At 57.1% G+C, this 17850-nt stretch carries 15 protein-coding genes and 1 tRNA gene; 9 read left to right on the plus strand and 7 right to left on the minus strand.

Going from position 1 to position 17850, the window contains the following annotated elements:
• The first annotated feature begins 30 nt into the window (after positions 1–30).
• From petA to Q1B27_RS20575, 3 genes are read left to right on the plus strand one after another with little or no spacing between them, the layout of a single operon-like run.
• A complete protein-coding gene (gene petA, locus Q1B27_RS20565) occupies positions 31–591 on the plus strand; it encodes a ubiquinol-cytochrome c reductase iron-sulfur subunit (RefSeq protein WP_299850618.1) in 561 nt (186 codons plus the stop codon).
• A gap of 12 nt (positions 592–603) precedes the next feature.
• A complete protein-coding gene (gene petB / locus Q1B27_RS20570) occupies positions 604–1926 on the plus strand; it encodes a cytochrome b (RefSeq protein ID WP_299850620.1) in 1323 nt (440 codons plus the stop codon).
• A 16-nt stretch (positions 1927–1942) separates the two neighbouring features.
• Positions 1943–2740 carry a cytochrome c1 gene (locus Q1B27_RS20575; protein ID WP_299850623.1) on the plus strand — a complete coding sequence of 266 codons (798 nt, stop codon included), beginning with the start codon at positions 1943–1945 and terminating at the stop codon, positions 2738–2740.
• Positions 2741–3149: 409 nt separating this feature from the next.
• Here Q1B27_RS20575 and Q1B27_RS20580 read toward each other — a convergent pair whose 3' ends face one another.
• The 4 genes from Q1B27_RS20580 to Q1B27_RS20595 form a co-directional block, all read right to left on the minus strand.
• Entirely contained in the window at positions 3150–4682 is a 1533-nt protein-coding gene (locus Q1B27_RS20580; protein WP_299850625.1) for a hypothetical protein, read from the minus strand.
• A 33-nt stretch (positions 4683–4715) separates the two neighbouring features.
• Positions 4716–6941, minus strand: a complete 2226-nt coding sequence (locus Q1B27_RS20585; RefSeq protein ID WP_299850627.1) for a tetratricopeptide repeat protein — start codon at positions 6939–6941, stop codon at positions 4716–4718.
• Between the two features lie 223 nt (positions 6942–7164).
• Positions 7165–8565, minus strand: coding sequence for an MATE family efflux transporter (locus Q1B27_RS20590; RefSeq protein WP_299850629.1), 1401 nt, complete (start codon positions 8563–8565; stop codon positions 7165–7167).
• 150 nt (positions 8566–8715) lie between these two features.
• The gene (locus tag Q1B27_RS20595; RefSeq protein WP_299850631.1) at positions 8716–9390 is read right to left on the minus strand and encodes a GntR family transcriptional regulator; all 675 of its coding nucleotides are present in this window, start codon (positions 9388–9390) and stop codon (positions 8716–8718) included.
• A 311-nt stretch (positions 9391–9701) separates the two neighbouring features.
• Here Q1B27_RS20595 and Q1B27_RS20600 point away from each other — a divergent pair, with 311 nt between their 5' ends.
• Together Q1B27_RS20600 and Q1B27_RS20605 are read left to right on the plus strand one after the other, a co-directional pair.
• A complete protein-coding gene (locus tag Q1B27_RS20600; protein ID WP_299850633.1) occupies positions 9702–10694 on the plus strand; it encodes a TAXI family TRAP transporter solute-binding subunit in 993 nt (330 codons plus the stop codon).
• A gap of 78 nt (positions 10695–10772) precedes the next feature.
• Complete coding sequence (locus tag Q1B27_RS20605) at positions 10773–11723, plus strand: aminotransferase class IV (RefSeq protein WP_299850635.1); 951 nt, start codon at positions 10773–10775, stop codon at positions 11721–11723.
• A 225-nt stretch (positions 11724–11948) separates the two neighbouring features.
• On the opposite strand, the gene Q1B27_RS20610 is transcribed toward Q1B27_RS20605, so the two are convergent.
• On the minus strand, positions 11949–12968 hold the full coding sequence (locus Q1B27_RS20610) for a LacI family DNA-binding transcriptional regulator (RefSeq protein WP_299850637.1): 1020 nt from the start codon (positions 12966–12968) through the stop codon (positions 11949–11951).
• Positions 12969–13113: 145 nt separating this feature from the next.
• On the opposite strand from Q1B27_RS20610, the gene Q1B27_RS20615 reads away from it, so the two are divergent.
• A tRNA-Arg gene (locus Q1B27_RS20615) sits at positions 13114–13190 on the plus strand.
• A gap of 23 nt (positions 13191–13213) precedes the next feature.
• Here Q1B27_RS20615 and Q1B27_RS20620 read toward each other — a convergent pair.
• Complete coding sequence (locus tag Q1B27_RS20620) at positions 13214–14353, minus strand: alkane 1-monooxygenase (protein ID WP_299850639.1); 1140 nt, start codon at positions 14351–14353, stop codon at positions 13214–13216.
• 39 nt (positions 14354–14392) lie between these two features.
• The gene (gene mutY, locus Q1B27_RS20625; protein WP_299850641.1) at positions 14393–15454 is read right to left on the minus strand and encodes an A/G-specific adenine glycosylase; all 1062 of its coding nucleotides are present in this window, start codon (positions 15452–15454) and stop codon (positions 14393–14395) included.
• Positions 15455–15534: 80 nt separating this feature from the next.
• On the opposite strand from mutY, the gene Q1B27_RS20630 reads away from it, so the two are divergent.
• From Q1B27_RS20630 to Q1B27_RS20640, 3 genes are read left to right on the plus strand one after another with little or no spacing between them, the layout of a single operon-like run.
• The gene (locus tag Q1B27_RS20630; protein WP_299850643.1) at positions 15535–16044 is read left to right on the plus strand and encodes a DUF721 domain-containing protein; all 510 of its coding nucleotides are present in this window, start codon (positions 15535–15537) and stop codon (positions 16042–16044) included.
• 18 nt (positions 16045–16062) lie between these two features.
• Positions 16063–16734, plus strand: coding sequence for a DsbA family protein (locus Q1B27_RS20635; RefSeq protein WP_299850645.1), 672 nt, complete (start codon positions 16063–16065; stop codon positions 16732–16734).
• Positions 16734–17846: a CaiB/BaiF CoA-transferase family protein gene (locus Q1B27_RS20640; protein WP_299850647.1), complete on the plus strand. Its 1113-nt coding sequence runs from the start codon at positions 16734–16736 to the stop codon at positions 17844–17846. Before Q1B27_RS20635 ends, Q1B27_RS20640 begins: the two co-directional genes overlap by 1 nt.
• The last annotated feature ends 4 nt before the right edge of the window (positions 17847–17850 follow it).

A 17850-nucleotide genomic window follows, 5' to 3' on the forward strand; every position in this document is an offset into this window, starting at 1 on the left:
CGCATTCGGCACCAGAATGGAGTATACCTCGTGTCCCACGCAGACGATCACGAAGGCACCCGCAGGGATTTCCTTTATTACGCTACCGCAGGCACTGGCGCTGTCGCCACCGCCGCCGCTGTTTGGCCGCTGGTCGATCAGATGAACCCCTCCGCTGACGTACAGGCGCTCAGCTCGATCCGCGTTGATGTCGCGGATGTGGCACCGGGGACACAGCTGACGGTGAAATGGCTGGGCAAGCCGGTCTTTATTCGCCGCCGGACCCCGGAAGAGATCGAAGAGGCGCGCGCCGTGGATCTGGCTGATCTGCCGGATGGCGATGCCCGTAACGAAAATATCGACGAAGGGTCGCCGGCCACGGATGAGAACCGGTCGATGGACGAAACCGGTGAATGGCTGGTTCAGATGGGTGTGTGCACCCACCTGGGCTGTGTTCCGCTGGGCGATGCCGGTGATTTCGGAGGCTGGTTCTGCCCCTGTCACGGATCGCATTACGATACCTCTGGCCGTATCCGCAAAGGACCGGCACCCGAAAACCTGCCGGTGCCGGTAGCAGAATTCGTCGATGAAACGACGATCAAACTGGGATAAGGAAGCGCGCATATGTCCGGAATTCCGCACGATCATTACGAACCAAAGACCGGCGCTGAAAAGTGGCTTCACAGCCGCCTTCCTGTTGTTGGTCTGATGTATGACACCATCATGATCCCCACGCCCAAGAACCTGAACTGGATGTGGATCTGGGGCATCGTCCTGACATTCTGTCTGGTGCTGCAAATCGTCACCGGTATCATTCTGGTGATGCATTACACGCCGCATGTCGATCTGGCCTTTGCGTCGATCGAGCACATCATGCGCAACGTGAATGGTGGCCATTTTATCCGCTATCTGCACATGAATGGCGCGTCGCTGTTCTTCTTTGCGGTCTATCTGCACATCTTCCGCGGTCTTTATTACGGCTCCTACAAGGCCCCGCGTGAGATTACGTGGATCATCGGCATGCTGATCTATCTTTGCATGATGGGAACCGCGTTCATGGGCTATGTTCTGCCCTGGGGGCAGATGTCGTTCTGGGGGGCTACGGTGATTACCGGCCTCTTTGGTGCGATCCCGTTCATCGGTGAAGGCATCCAGACCTGGCTGCTGGGCGGACCGGCGGTGGATAATGCCACGCTGAACCGCTTCTTCTCGCTTCATTACCTGCTGCCCTTCGTGATCGCCGCGCTGGTGGCGGTGCATATCTGGGCGTTCCACACCACGGGGAACAATAACCCCACCGGTGTCGATGTCCGTCGCGCATCGAAAGCCGAGGCCGAGAAAGACACCCTGCCATTCTGGCCCTATTTCGTGATCAAAGACCTGTTCGCGCTGGCCGTGATCATGGTGATCTTCTTCGCTGTTGTGGGCTTCATGCCGAACTACCTGGGCCACCCCGATAACTATATCGAGGCTAACGCCCTGGCCACGCCTGCGCATATCGTGCCGGAATGGTACTTCCTGCCCTTCTACGCCATCCTGCGCGCCTTTACCGGCGAGGTCTGGGTTGTGCAGCTGGCAAGCTGGATCACCGGCGGCATCGTTGACGCCAAGTTCTTTGGCGTGTTGGCAATGTTCGGTGCGATCGCCGTCATGGCGCTGGTACCGTGGCTGGACACATCCAGTGTTCGTTCGGGCCGCTATCGCCCGATGTTCAAGTGGTGGTTCGCGCTGCTTTGCATCGACTTCGTCGTGCTGATGTGGCTGGGGGCCCGCCCCGCGGAAGAGCCTTATGCAACATACTCGCTGATCGCTTCGGCCTACTGGTTCGCCTACTTCCTGGTGATCCTGCCGCTTCTGGGCGTGATCGAAAAGCCGACGGCGCAACCTGAAACCATCGAAGATGATTTCAAGGCGCATTACGGCAAAGCCGAAACACCGGCTGAATAAGAGAGGACTGGGGACAATGATGAAGAAACTCAGCATCGCCGCTGTAACCGCCCTGACCCTTTCGGCAGGGGGTGCGCTGGCCGCCGGGGCAGAGGGTCACGTGCATGACGTGGACTTCTCGTTCGAGGGGCCGTTTGGCAAGTTCGATCAGAACCAGCTGCAACGCGGGCTGCAAATCTACACCGAGGTCTGCTCGGCCTGTCACGGGCTGCGCTACGTGCCATTGCGCACCTTGTCGGACGAGGGTGGACCGCATCTGCCGGACGACCAGATGCGCGCCTATGCCGAACAGAATTTCGAGGTGTTTGACCCCGAGCTGGACGATACCCGCCCGGCACGACCCACGGACCATTTTCCGATGTCGAACCTTGAGAACGCGCCCGACCTGAGCCTGATGGCGAAGGCAAGGGCCGGCTTTCACGGACCCGAAGGCACTGGCCTGAACCAGCTTTTCAAAGGTATGGGCGGCCCGGAATACATCGTCTCGCTTCTGACCGGCTATACCGGAGAAGAGAAGGAAGAGGCGGGTGTCACGTTATATGAAAACACTGCCTTCCCGGGGGGCTGGATTTCGATGGCGCCGCCGCTGGTGGGTGAAGATGTCGAATTTGCCGATGGTCACAGCAACGAGCTGCACCACGAATCCGAAGATGTCGCAGCCTTCCTGATGTGGACGGCAGAACCCAAGTTGATGGCGCGCAAACACGCGGGTCTGACCGGTGTTCTGTTCCTGACCCTGTTGTCTGTGCTACTGTATCTGACCAACAAGCGGATCTGGGCCCCGGTCAAGGGCAAAGGTCACAAGGCCGGCTAAATCAGGCCAGCGTAACCATTCAAAGCCCCGCCCTTTGGTTGGCGGGGCTTTTTTTGTGGGGCTTTGCGCTGGTTGGCGCAATCCTGCGTTTTTCGTGGCAGCGTAAGGATTTCCTGACTTTCGGCGCATGGACGAGGCTGATACCCTGTAACAACTTGCAATACAGATCCCGTCGCATATGCGGGTTATCATATGCACCTCCCTGTTGGACTGACCCCGGCATCGTCCGGGGTCTTTTTTTACCCGAAGGTGAGCCGCCAACGCGCAACGTTAGCCATGCCGTCCAAAATGGCCAGCGCGGCATCTTGCACGTGGGTCATTGCCGTCAATTCGGGGGAGTCGTCATGAGCGGGAATTGGGGATCGGAGGCCAGTGAAAGACATTGCAGATCCACCTGCCATTCCGGCGCCTAGGCCCGCGTGGAACGCGGGGTGTATCCTTGGCCAGAGACGGCTGGCATCGACAGACTGCGTTGACCCGCAATGAAGGATGCCGCGATTGATTTGGGATCGAACTCCATGCGCGCCAGTAAATCTCGTATTTGACTGACGAGGTCTTCGTTGGTTTGATTTGCGGGCAAGCTCGAGGCGTTTGCCTTTGGGGGGAGCTTTGCCGCATTGCCGGAGAAGCCCAGTGCGCGCAAGAGATGCGTTGCGCCCGTTTCCGTTGTGACCTCTTCCAGAGAGGCTTCTACAAAATTGAGGATGCCCTTGTATTTTTCCAGGTAATAGGCTTGCCGGGTCTCCATTTCCAACGCGTACCAGAGCGCCCGCCCGACCTGGCCAAGTTTGAGAAACTCGTCCGGATGCACCATGGCGTTGGGATAGGTCGGGCTGAGATACCATTGCCAGTCGATGGTGACATTCTGGAAATCGCCGCGCGTGATGTAGCTTGCACATTGCCGCGCAAGATCGCGGCGCAAGACGATTATCGTCGTGCGGTCGGCAAGGTGACTTTGGGCAATCGATTCAATCAACCCGCATTTGGCCAACGTGTGGTTCGTCTCGGCGTAGGGGGCAGTCAGACCCGCCAGTTTGCGGGACCAGAAATCACGAACATTCCGGTCCAGCCCGAAGGTATTGAAACTTCGCATGATCCGAATATCCGGCATTTCGACGCCGAACTGATCAATGCCAAGGGGTTCGTGGATGGCATTGATTTCCAGGTTTTGCCCAAGAAGTTTTGCCAGCCAGGCCGATCCGGTGCGCCCTGCGGTAAGGGTAAAGAGGAAATCTGTTGGGATGGGGGCTTTCCTTGGGGTTTCGGCGGGCACGGATTGAATCGGTCGCCGATAGCCAAAATGGGCGATTTCTCCCGCGCATTCTTTGGCCACAACATCGGCTGCCGCAGGATATTTCGCATAAACGGACCCCGCTGTCTGAGATTTGGGCCGAAATCCGGATTTGCTGGTGATGGTGTTGAAACGCTGCCAAAGCCCGTGGATGCCCAACGCGTTGATATCTTCCTCGAAATGCGCATACCGCAGGAAATGATCCATTTTCAGAGGGCCGGTAAATGGTGCAATCTCTTCGTTTTCGGTGGCAAATGCGCGGTACCGAGTCACAAAATGTTCAAAATTCTGACCAAGCTGTTCTCCGCCTTCCCAATAGTAACGAGACACCATGACATCGAAAGGATCGCGGGTAATTGCCACTTTCCTGTAGGTCGGCCAAATGTTTTCGGGGATACGGCGCGCGGCCTCTGCTGCGGTCATATGGTTATAAAAGACGTGATCCGTGGTGCTGCCATCGGGCCAGGTCTGGTAGGCGAAATTCTGGGCGCCGCGCCCGGTCCGTTTCTGGCGGGTTTCTTCGTCAACGGGTGTGATGGGCGTGATCACGCAGTCCGGGCCGCATTCCGCAGCAAGTGCTGTCTCAAAGGACGTGCCCGCCACTTTTTTTGACTTGAAGAAGATAAGCTTGTGAGGATGGCAGATGATCAAGATGAATTCTCCGCTGGGTCGCCCATCGACTGGTCAGGACGCATTGACGTAAATATCACTGAGGGGTTCACCGGCCTGACAGGCCTCAACCACGGCGCGGAAACCGGTCTCAAGATCGCGGGTGTACCGGGTCGTATCAAAGAGAGGCGTGGTTTTCCGGTTTCTTTCCGTTTTCTCGTGCAGGGCACACCGCGCCGAACTATCCTTGGCCAGCGTCAGGATCAGGTCCTCATAGGCGGCCGCATCATGCGTGATCAGTTCCGGCAGGTGCATCGCATTCAGCAGGCTTGCCGCCACACGTGCTGCAAATTGCCGTCCGGCAAGGGTGACGACGGGCACCCCGACCCATAGCGCGTCGCTGGCGGTGGTGTGGGCATTGCAGTTGAACGTGTCGACGAAAAGATCGGCGTGGCGGTATCTGGCCAGATGCTCGGCCAGCGGCAGGTTGGCGCCAAATACGAGCCTGCCTGGGTCAACGCCGCGGCTTTCTGCCTCGGACCGCAGGTTGGCTTGCCCCTCTTCCCCCGGATCAAGCAGCCAGAGCACCGCATCATCCGTCTGCTTCAGAACGCGCATCCAGATATCGAACTCTGCGGGCGCAAGCTTGTAGCAACTGTTGAAACAGCACAGAACAATTGCTTTCTCGGGCAAGCCATGATCCGCGCGCGTGTCATTCGTCTGTGCGATCTCACGATGCTCGTCAGTTGGTTGATAGCTGTGGGGCATATGGATGATCTGTTCGGAATAATGCTCTCGTTCCTTTTCGGGAACCACCACCGGATCGGCGATCAGATAGTCCATGCACGGGCTGCCCATCGTGCCCGGATAACCCAGATAGTTTATCTGGATCGGCGCCAGGCCATCAAAGAACAGGCCCGTACGCGCCCCTCTGGTGTATCCTTTCAGATCAACCGCGATGTCGAGCTTGTCGTTCCGGGCGATCTCTACAATCTCCTGATCGGTCAGGTCGTGGACATCGCGAAACACAGTTGCACAAGCTTTGGCACGGTCCGCGACGGCGCTTTCGCGGGGGATGTTCAGACTATAGAGGTAAATGTCGAATTCGGAGGTGTCGTGCTGTTCCAGAACGCCGGTTATCAGGTGCATCGTCGCGTGATCGTAAAAATCAGACGTAAAATATCCGACCCGAATGCGGGCGTTTTGCATGATGGGAAAGTCCCTGGGCCGGGCCTGCCAGTACCGTGCGTAGTTTCTTGATCGCAAGTGCTGGCGCGCGGGATCGTCTTCGAATTTGAGCACGCCCCAGGGCATGACAGGCTCACCGGTTATACCGAGCTGAGATGCGATACCGTCGAACGCCTCATAGGCCGTCCAGTCGCACAGCTTGGTTTGTAAATGCAACTTCTGGGCATGCGCCGCGTGCTTCGTTTCATCGAGAGCGACAGCCTTGCCGAACGCCGCGATCGCCTGGCTGTTTTGCTCCAGAGTGCAGCATTGGTTGCCAAGATTGAGATGGGCCACCGAATTTTCGGGATCAAGAGACGTGGCCTTTTCAGATACTTTTACTGCCGCCTCCAATTCGCCTGCGTGTTCATATGCCGTGCTGAGATTGGACTGATACGCGCTGTTCATGGGTGCCAGTTGCGCGGCCCTTTTGTACGCATCAACCGCCTTGGCCGGCTGGCCCGCCCGCATCCAGGCGCCGCCAAGCAATGTCCACATCTTCTCGTCGGAGTGAACTTTGGCGAGATATTTTTCAAGTGTCACCGTGGCCGCTAAGAAATCCGCGGCATTGAATTCTGCAACTCCGCATCGCTTGAGGTAATCCAAATTGCCGGGGTCAGCCAGGCATGCCTGACGCGACCATCGGACGGCTTCGGCGGGTTGACCCGCAGCCTCATAAGCCAAGGCCAGGTTCAGGCAGTTGAGGCCGGATTTATAGATTTCCGCGGCCCGCAGAAAAGCGGGCAAAGCCACGTCCGGGTGCCCCATCTTCTGCGCCGCAAGACCGGCAAACTGCCAGAGTTTTTCCGATGAGGGATATTGGGAAACCAGTTGGTGGCAGCGCGTTAACGTCCCTGCCCAATCCCCAGATGCAAAAAACGCGGATACGGCGCCTAATTCCTTGTCTGAAGGGTTCCGCACTTTCGCGTCGAGTTTGGCCCTGGCGCGTTGCGCCCGACGGTTCTGCGGAAAATTCGACAGTATTTCGTCATATGCGGTCAGTGCCGCCAGCATATCACCCCGCCGTTCAAGGCTGCTTGCCGATTGCAGAGCTTTTTGCACGCTGAAAGCCATTCTGTGCCCTCGCATTATTTACTGGCCTGGCACGCTGTTCCCGCACCGCTGCCGTGGCACTAGCACGGTCGGCCTTAACATGCGGTGAAAAGGCGTTGTTCAGCGGTTCTCGTGACGAACCAAAGCTCAAATCTTGGGTCCACCCTTAGCAATGCCAGCCTGTTTGGCCCTATTCCCTGAGCACGAAAATCTTAGCGAAAATGCCCCGCACCGTGGTCCGAACTCATCGGATACAGCGACTGCTCACGATTTGCAGACGGTATTGCAGGGGGCAGAAAAACGGCATGAACGGGTTTTCACCGGGGTGTTCGATCGCGCGAAAGCTTAGCCACACGGCGATGGCCGCAAAAAGGATGCCGCCAACAGCCTGACCGACCAATACGCCCGGAGCACCCATCCACCCTGCGAACAGGATCACGAACGGCCAGGTGCCCAGCGTGTGACGCCCCCAATTGATCCAGCTGGAATAGGCCGGATGGCCCAGATTGTTGAAGGAGGCGTTGGAGACATAGATCGCGCCGTTGAAGAAGTTGGCCAGTGCCAGTGGTCCGCAGAACCAGAAGAGCAGCACCCGCGCATCGCCTTGTGCATCAAACATATCCGCCAGTGGAACGCGCACGAAATACAAAAGAAGGGCCGCAAGGCACACATAGGCGGTCAGGAACTTCAGCCCGTCGATATAACTTTCGCGTACCCGGTCCAGTCGGGACGCGCCGAAATTCTGTCCGATGATTGGGCCGATCGCGCCGGACAGCGCCAGAACGACAGAAAAGACCACGGGCACCAGACGACCGATTACAGCCATGCCAGCCACGGCCTCGGTGCCATATTTGGCCATCTCCCGCGTCACAATGGCGCTGCCCAAGGGGGTTGCGACATTTGTCAGGACTGCCGGTATCGCGATCCCCGTGACCTTGGGCAGATCACGCCAGACTGTTTTGGGGTTGAAGGACGCAAAGGCGTTGTATTCCCTGATCGCCGGATAGAGCGCAAATCCCATTGTAGCGATCCGTGCCAGCACTGTCGCCCAAGCCGCACCTTCAAGACCCAGCCCCAGTGTGAAGATGAAGATGGGATCAAGGACAGCGTTCACGCCACCTCCCAGAAGAGACGGGTACATCGCGCGTCTGGCGTCGCCATAGGCCCGCAACACGGCGACGGTGACCATTGCCATGCCGGAAAACATCGTCGTGGGCAGAATGATGTTGAGATATGATTTGGCTTTTTCCGCGATTTCTCCGGTCGCGCCGACAAGGCCCAACAGGAAATCCGCGTACATAAGCATGACGATGGGAACGAGAATGCCGACCGCGATTGTAAACACAGCAACGCTGGTGGCATATCCCCTGGCTTCGTCGTTTTGATGCGCCCCGATTGCACGCGAAACCAGCGCCGCCGCGGCAATCGACAGCCCGATATTAACGGCGCTGGCAAAGAACATCAGCGTACTGGCGTAGCCTGCCGACGCGGCAAGCTCATCAACGCCCAGCAACGAGATGAAAAAGATGTCGATCAGATCGACGGCAAAGATCGCCATGAGGCCGATGCTGGCCGTCAGGGACATCGTTGATACATGACGCATCAGGTTGCCTTGGGTGAATTTCGCATCTGCTGTGTGGGCCATGGCCGTCTCTTTTCCGGTCGTTGAGCCAAGCTTAAACTACGCCACCCGGATGATCACGCGGCTTATGAATTCATTCAGGTCTGCAAGAAGCGCATGCAAAATCAGACGGGGGTGCAGATTGCGCGGCATTTTCATTCGAGAATGTGCCGGTCAACCGGGTGACGTCGTGTCTAGGAAGCTTTGCGTGTTCTGGAGGCCCTGTTGCATGTGATCCTCAAGATGACGAAGCATTTCGTCCAGATTATCCCCTTTTGCAAGACGGATATATTCGTCGTGGGATTCTCGGAGCGGGCCTGCACGGTCATGTGCCTTCTGGTGCATGGCGAAATAGAACTGAAGGTTGGGCTTGAGCCGCTCCCAGCTTTGCAACAGTAAACTGTGGCCGGACAGTTCATAGCACCAATCATGTAGGTGCAATTCTGCCATGATGGCGCCAAACGCATCGTTATCGGAAATCGTTTGGCACAACCGCTCGTTTCTCATCTGCAGGTCGGCAAGGCTGATCAGATCTCGTTTGTCCCAGCCGAACTGAAACGCCATCTTTTCCAGCCCGGTGCGAAAGGAATAGATTTCCTGCAAATCCACGCGATCAAGTTTGCGAATGTAAGTGCCGCGAAACGGAAGGTTCACCAGCAGCCCTATCTCGCTCAGGCGGATCATGGCTTCGCGCAATGTTGCACGGCTGACGTCAAGTCTTGCGGCAACCTGGGTTTCGAGAAGCTTGGAGCCCGGGACAAGATCACCCGTCAGGATGAGTTCCTGCAATCTTTCATGCGTGCGATCTTTCAGCGTATCGGTTGAGGGTGTTTGGTTTTGCGACTTCATCTCAATCTCTTAATAGCGGCAACGCGACCGGATTGCATAGCTTCCAAAGAATGCGGCGATATTCCCTGCCAGGTTTCACGGCTTTGGAAGGACCACGGCCGGTCCGTTTTCATATTGCGGTATGAGATCAATATTGTCGACAATATTATTAATTGTCGACAATTAAGTGAGTTTTTAGTACTGTCACTTTCATTGAGATTCGATAATTCCGCACTGTTCGGCCATGCGCCTAAATCTGTTCCGGCTGAAGCCAATTACCCTTCAACCGGATTCAGATCGGTGCGGTACCAAAAACGAAAAGGGAGACAGTTATGCGCGCGTCTATCAAATTTGGAATGCGGCTGCGCTCAGGCGTTGCCGTGCTTGCGGCAGCGGCCCTGATGGGTGGCGGAACCATCGCCAAGGCAGAAGAGTTCCTGACGATCGGAACCGGTGGCGTGACCGGTATTTACTATGCTGTCGGCGGGGGAATTTGTAGGCTGGTCAATCAGGGGCGTAAGGAACATGGCATCCGCTGTTCGGTCGAAAGCACAGGTGGTTCAGTCTATAATCTGCGTACCATGCGCCAGGGGGAACTGGAGATGGGAATCGTCCAGTCCGACTGGCAATACCATGCGCTGAACGGTACCAGCCTGTTCGAAGAAAACGGCCCGGACGAGGAGCTGCGCAGCCTGTTCTCGCTTCACCCGGACACGGTCATCATCGCGGCGCGCACCGACGCTGGCATCACGTCGCTGGATGACCTTGGTGGCAAATCCATCAATTTGGGCAACCCGGGGTCGGGCACGCGCGGCACGGCCGAAGTGCTTGTCGATGCCCTGGGTTGGGACATGGATCATTTTGGACTGGTGACGGAATTGAAATCGGCCGAGCAGTCCTCGGCGCTTTGCGACAATACCATTGACGCCTTCCTGATGGTTGCGGGCAACCCAGTTGCGAACGTGCTGGAGGCTGCCACGACCTGCGACATCAACATTATCGCGGTTGAGGGTAAGAAGGTCGATCAGCTGATTGATAGCAAGCCCTATTATGGGAAAGTAACCATTCCGGGTGGGCTCTATCGAGGTGTGGACGAAGAGGTGCCGTCTTTTGGTCTGCCCTCGACATTTGTCACCTCGACAAAGGTGCCCGAAGAGACCGTGTATGTGATGGTCAAGGCGGTTTTTGACAATTTCGACACGTTCAAGACCTTCCATCCCGCCTTTGCCAATCTGAAGAAAGAGGAAATGGTCGTGAACGGGCTCTCTGCCCCGATGCACCCTGGTGCCGAACGGTATTTCCGCGAGGTTGGCCTGCTGCAATGAGGCGCCTTCCCGAGAGGCGGTGGGATTGCCTGCCGTCTCTTCCTTTTTGACATACACATTAATCAGGAACGCAGACCTATGACCAACAAGACCGATGGCCATTCAACCCATGATGCCGAGGAGGACCTGCGTAATCAGGACATCAAGATCTTCCTGAACGGCAAGATCGTACCACGTGCCGAAGCAGTCGTTTCAGTCTACGATTCCGGCTTCATGCTGGGGGATGGCATGTGGGAGGGGCTGCGGCTTTATGACGGGCAGTGGGCGTTTTTTGACGAACACATGGACCGGTTGTTCAATTCCTGCAAATCTGTGTCGTTGGATATCGGGATGACCAAGGAAGAAATCCTGGCGGCACTCAACGCCACGGCTGTGGCCAATGGTATGACGTCGGACGCGCATTGCCGACTGATGATTACCCGCGGCCCAAAGGTCAAGCCGTTCCAGCATCCCGGTCTCAGCCGGTCAGGGCCAACGGTAGTGGCTATCCTGGAGCATTCAAAACCTGTCGACAGCCTACAAAAGAAAGGTATCCGCCTGGCCACGGTGCCGCAGGTGCGCGGCCTGCCGATGAGCCAGGATGCGAAATATAACAGCCACTCAAAGCTCAATTGCGTGATTGCCTGTCTTCAGGCCGAGCAGGCGGGAGCGGATGAGGCGCTGATGCTGGATCCGCACGGGTTTGTGAACACAACCAACGCCTGCAACTTCTTCATCGTCCGCCGGGGGGAGGTTTGGACCTCGACCGGTGACTATTGCATGAACGGGGTCACGCGGCAGAAGGTGATCGATCTGTGCCGGGCCAATGGCATTCCGGTCCTTGAGAAGAACTATTCGCTTTACGAGGCGATTGGTGCCGATGAGGCGTTTCTAACCGGTACATTCGGTGCGCAAACCCCGGTGGCCGAGATCGACGGAAAGCGCATTGGTGAGCATGATGGCGCGGGCCCTATGACCCGGCGCATCCGCGCGTTTTACAAGGAACTGGTGGCGCAGAATGTCGCTGAACAGCGGATCGCGAGAGGTTGACCAAATGGGGTCAGGCAACGCCGTGTTGGACAGGTTTCTTGATGTCCTTTTGCGACCAAGCGCCAAGGACCGCGACGAAAGGTGCTGCCATCTATCAGGCAGGTGATCAGCGCATAGCGCTTTCTCTAAAATCTCAAAAAAGACATCGGCCGACAATCCAGTTCGGTGATGTCCAAATCGGGCACAGTCAGATTGTGGCTTGTGGGTGGTACCTGCCAAGCGTCGCTACCGCCGTTTCAACGTTTGCCCAAAACTGACGGTTGGCTCCAACACGATCCGTTTCGGGCCGGTCTGCCCGCCTACGCGGTCAACGATGACCTGCGCGGCTTGTCTGCCAATTTCGAGGCGGCAGGCGTCCATTGTCGCAAGTTCCTTTGGCAGTCCCTTCAACAGATTCACCCCGTTGAATCCCGCAAGCCCAATCTGACCGGGCACATCGATGCCCTGATCCAGAAGATAGAGCAAACCACCCGCGCCGATGATGTCGTTTGAATAATAGAGAAAATCGATGTCTTCATTGCGTTCAAGGATTTCCTGGGTCATCTCGCGGCCTTTCACAAGCGCAGAGCCGCCGGTGTAGAATTCCTTGTCGACGATCTCGACACCGGCCTTGGCCAGTGTTTCGGTGAACCCTTCAAAGCGTTTGCGGGCGCGGTGATCCAGCGACATCTTTGTACCCAGAAATCCGATCTGGCTATATCCGGCCTTGAGGATCGCCTTGGCCATCTTTTGCCCGGCAAGACGATGCGAAATACCTACGACCGAATCCACCGGTGTGCCGTCGACATCCATGATCTCGACCACCGGAATGCCCGAGGCGGCCAGCATCGCGCGCGCGGCTTCGGAATGTTCCAGCCCGGCGATGATCACGCCCGAAGGGCGCCATGACAGCATTTCGTAGAGGACTTTCTCCTCCTTCTCACGCTGGTAGCCCGTGATGCCCACAACTGGTTGCAGGTCGGTGTCATCAAGGATCTGGCTGATGCCCGTCATCACTTCGGGAAAGACCATGTTTGACATCGACGGAATGACAACCGCCACCAGGTTGACGCGCTGGCTGGCAAGCGCGCCAGCGATCTTGTTTGGGACGTATCCAAGGTCCTTGGCGGCCGCCAGCACCCGCTTTCGGGTGGCGTCCGACACATCGCCCCGGTTGCGCAGAACCCGGCTGACCGTCATCTCCGAGACACCCGAGGCATCGGACACGTCACGAAGGGTCAGCGGGCGATTGTCGTTATCTGTCACTGGGGCATCTTCCTGTTTGATGTTTCGAGGATGTTACCGCGAACAGTCTTGCCGGATCAAGCGGCTAGCGCGACCCGAGGGGTGTCGTTTTCTGTAAATCAAGCGATGACAAACCGATATCTGCCGGATATGAAAATGGCTGGACGGCCCCGTGGCTCAACTGGATAGAGCAGCCCCCTCCTAAGGGGCAGGTTGCAGGTTCGAATCCTGCCGGGGTCGCCATCTTCGCTTAATACCGGTCGCGTCTAGTGGGGATGTGGGTTCAGCGCTTTGTTGTAGGGTTTCCAGTTTGAAATCTCGGGATAGTACATTTGCCGCCAGCGGCGCACCCGAGGGTTCATCACCCGGCGCCAGAGTGGGGGCACCATCGCCGCCATCGTCATCATCGGATAGCCGAACGGCAGTTGCGGTGCGTCACCACTGGCATAGGTTTGAAGCAGTGGAAAGCGTCTGTCTGGTTTATAGTGATGATCGGAATGGCGTTGCAGGTTAATCAGCAGCCAGTTCGACGCCTTCTGGCTGGCGTTCCAGCTGTGTTGTGGTTTGACATGTTCGTATTTTCCGCCGCCCAGATGTTTGCGCGTCAGCCCGTAATGTTCGATGTAGTTGACCAGCTCTAACTGCCAGATTGCAATGAACGCCTGCCAGATGAACAGCATCACTCCGATCCAACCGCCCAGAAGAAACGCAAGCAAGAGCATCGTTCCTTGCAGTCCCCAATAGCGGAAGAACGGGTTGGTGAGATGAAACCAGGGCAGGCTTTTGCGTGCAAGCATATCTTTTTCGGCGCGGAATGCTGACTTGAGTGAGCTTTGAAGGACCCGGGGAAAGAACCGGTAAAACCCCTCGTTATAGCGGGCGGTTACCGGGTCACGAGGCGTGCCGACATGGCGGTGATGCACCAGCAGGTGTTCCGACCGGAAATGCGAATAAAGCACCATTGCCAGCAGAAGGTCGCCCAAAAAACGTTCTTTTCTGTTCTTTTGGTGCATGAGTTCGTGGCTGTAATTGATGCCAACGGTCCCGGTGACGACACCGACACCAAAGAAGAGCGCGATTGTTTCAATCGGGGACAGATGCGCATCACCGGGGCCGTTGGCGTACCAGATCATCCAGAACAGCAGCGCGAACTGAAGCGGTGCCCAGATCAGGGTGATGGCGCGATACCATTTCAGGTGCTCGTCCGAGGTTTCGGGATCTACATTGTCGAGTTCAAGGCCGAAAAACGCATCCAGAATCGAAAAAAGAATCCACGTGACTGCCGGCAAAAGTGCGATGGTCCAGCCGCCTTGCGTTGCGCTGATCAGGGCGATCGGTATCAGCACAAGGGATACCCAGAAAGGCACAGCGCGTTGAATGCGGGCAACCTGATTGCTGGTGATCATTTAGGGCGCTCCGTCGGCGGGAATGGCATCACCTAATACTTAGTCTATTTTGTCGAATGCGCCATGTGCCAGATCGAATACTTTGCGCATGACGGTGGGTAATTCTGAGGGTTTGAAGCGATGATGCGGCACGAAATCGCCAGTTTCCGGGTTGATGGTGCAGTCGACCTGGGCCACGGCAACTTGCAGGCGCAGATGAAAATGCGTGAAAGTGTGGCGTGCCTCTTCTGGTAAAGTGATCCAGTTTGCAGCCAACGGTGGCGCGGGTTGCGGCGCCTCGGACCAGTCGCTGCCGGGCCAGCCCAGCATGCCGCCCAGAAGGCCTTTGTCGGGTCGACGCTCCAGCAACCATGCGCCATCCTGGCGCTGAACCACATAGGCGATGCCATGCCGTGTCGGTTTTGCCTGCTTTGGCAGTTTGCGTGGCAAATCTGCCTGCGTTCCGGCGATGCGGGCGCGGCAAGGATTTCGCCAGGGGCAAATGCCGCAAGCAGGCGACTTTGGCGTGCAGATAGTAGCCCCCAGGTCCATGACTGCCTGCGCGTAGTCACCGGGGCGTTTCCTGGGTGTCAGCGTGGCGGCGGCCTGGGTCAATTCGGGCTTTGCGGTGGGCAGAGGGGTGTGGATGTCGTGTAATCTGGCCATGACCCGTTCGACATTGCCATCAACAACGGTTTCGATCCGGTCGAAGGCGATGGCTGATATGGCGGCGGCGGTGTAAGGGCCGATGCCGGGTAGTTCCAGCAATGCCGCGCGCGTGTTGGGGAACGCGCCGTTGTGCTGATCCGCTACCACGCGGGCGCATTTCAGCAGATTGCGGGCACGTGCATAATACCCCAGACCTGCCCATTCTCCCATTACGTCGCCATCTTGGGCAGCGGCCAGCGCGGTGACATCCGGCCAGCGGCTGATGAAGCGCTCGAAATATGATTTGACGGTGGCAACTGTGGTCTGTTGCAGCATCACTTCGGACAGCCAAACACGGTAGGGATCAGGCCATATGCCTGCCGCGCGCTGGTCAGGCCCCACACGCCAGGGCATCGACCGGGCATGTCTGTCATACCATTGCAACAGGTCATCAGGTCTGGCAGCTTCACACATTCGTTATCCCGGCGCGATTTTAGGGGCTGGTATGCCCCGACACATGCCTTAAATTAGAGGATGAGTACAGGAGGTTACCGATGACACAGCGCAAGGCCACGGCGCGCGGGTTCACCCGCACCTCGTCGTTGCTTCAAAAGCGCATCAGGCGTGCGTCGGAAAGCCGTGGCTTCTCCGAGTCTCGCTTGCTGACCCATTGGGCCGAGATCGTGGGGGCCGACATTGCCGGTATCGCCCGCCCTGTGAATGTCAGTTATGGGCGGCAAGGGCTAGGTGCGTCGCTGACCGTGTTGACCACAGGTGCACAGGCACCCATCCTTGAAATGCAAAAGGAAAAGCTACGTGAAAAGGTGAATGCAGTTTACGGCTATAATGCCATATCTCGTGTTCGGATTACGCAGACTGCGCCAACGGGCTTTGCCGAAGGTCAGGTCAGCTTTGATCATCGTCCAAAGAAAGATGTCCCCACCGCACCTGATCCGGCGGCCCGCGCAAAGGCGGAACAATTGGCCGCACCGGTTGGCGACAATTCACTGCGGTCCGCCCTTGAAGCTTTGGGCCAGAACGTTCTATCCAAAACGAAACTTTGATCACCGGAGGTGAGCTTGATGAAACGATTGACCGTATTCGGGGCCGTGGGCCTTGCCATTGCTGCAGGCGCAAGCTTTTGGCTGAGCGCACCGCAAGGCACCGGTTTCAGTAATCTGCCAGTGGGTGCTGTAAATGCCCAGGAAGCGGCTGATATAGATACATCTTCGATCATCGAGATGACAATGGGTGCTGAAGACGCCAAGGTCACCGTCGTCGAATACGCATCCTTTACCTGTCCGCATTGTGCCAGTTTCCACAAGGGCCCCTTCAAGCAGTTGAAGGCGGATTATGTCGATAATGACAAGATCAAGTTCATCTACCGGGATGTCTATTTTGATCGCTTCGGTCTCTGGGCGTCGATGGTCGCTCGCTGCGGTGGCCAAGAACGGTTCTTTGGCATTTCTGATATGCTTTACAATCAGCAAAAGGATTGGATCGGCAGCGGTGATCCGTCCGAGATTTCAGCAAATCTGCGCAAGATCGGCAAAGTGGCGGGCTTGGGCGAAGATCAGATCGAAGCCTGTCTGAGTGATAGTGACAAGGCCAAGACGCTTGTGGCCTGGTTCCAGGAGCACGCGGAGGCCGATCAGGTACAGGCAACGCCGACACTGATCATCAATGGCGAGAAATATTCGAACATGAACTACGGCGACCTGAAAGCCATCATCGACGAGAAACTGGCCGAGTAATGACTGCACCACTGGCCGGGCTGAAGGTCGTAGAACTGGCACGCATTCTGGCTGGTCCCTGGACCGGTCAGACGCTGGCCGATCTGGGGGCCGAGGTGATCAAGGTCGAGGCACCCGCAGGCGACGATACCCGTAAATGGGGCCCGCCGTTCATTGAACGTGAGGGCGATACCACGGCGGCCTATTTCCATTCCTGCAATCGCGGCAAGGCCAGTATCACGGTTGATTTCCGCACACGGGAAGGTCAGGCGACGGTGCGTGATCTGGTGCGTGATGCCGATATCCTGATTGAGAACTTCAAAGTTGGTGGATTGGCGAAATACGGGCTGGATTACGCCAGTCTGGCAGAGGTCAATCCAGGGCTGATATATTGCTCGATCACCGGCTTCGGACAGGACGGGCCTTATGCAAATCGTGCCGGATATGATTACATCATTCAGGGCATGTCCGGGCTGATGTCGATCACTGGCGACCCCGAAGGGCAGCCGCAGAAAGTAGGCGTCGCGTTGACCGATGTTTTCACGGGCGTCTATGCCTCGACCGCCATTCTTGCGGCGCTGCACCAGCGTCACGCCACCGGCAAGGGGCAGCATATCGACATGGCGCTGCTGGATGTGGCTGTTTCGGTGACGGCCAATCAGGCGATGAATTATCTTTCCACCGGCGTTGCACCCAAACGTATGGGTAATTACCACCCCAACCTCTCTCCCTATCAGGTGTTCGAATGCAGCGATGGATTCATCATCATCGCCACCGGCAATGACCCGCAATACCAGCGGCTTTGTGGTATTCTTGGCCTCCCGGATCTGGCCGAGGCACCGGAATACCTGACCAACGCTGACCGGATCGCCAATCGTGAAGCATTGACGGATGCGCTAACCGAACGTACGCGCGATTTTATCAAATCCGATCTCCTGGCAGCCTGCGAGGCCAAGGGTGTTCCGGCGGGACCGATCAATGAGATGGATGAGGTGTTCGACGACCCACAGGTCAAGGCGCGGGGTATGCAGGTCACGCTGGACGGGGTGCCGGGTGTGCGATCTCCCTTCAGCTTTTCAGATGCCGAGCTGTCCCTCAACCGACCGTCTCCCAAACTGGGCGAGGATAACTGAGCAA

The sequence above is a fragment of the uncultured Roseovarius sp. genome (assembly GCF_947489715.1).
Taxonomy (GTDB): domain Bacteria; phylum Pseudomonadota; class Alphaproteobacteria; order Rhodobacterales; family Rhodobacteraceae; genus Roseovarius.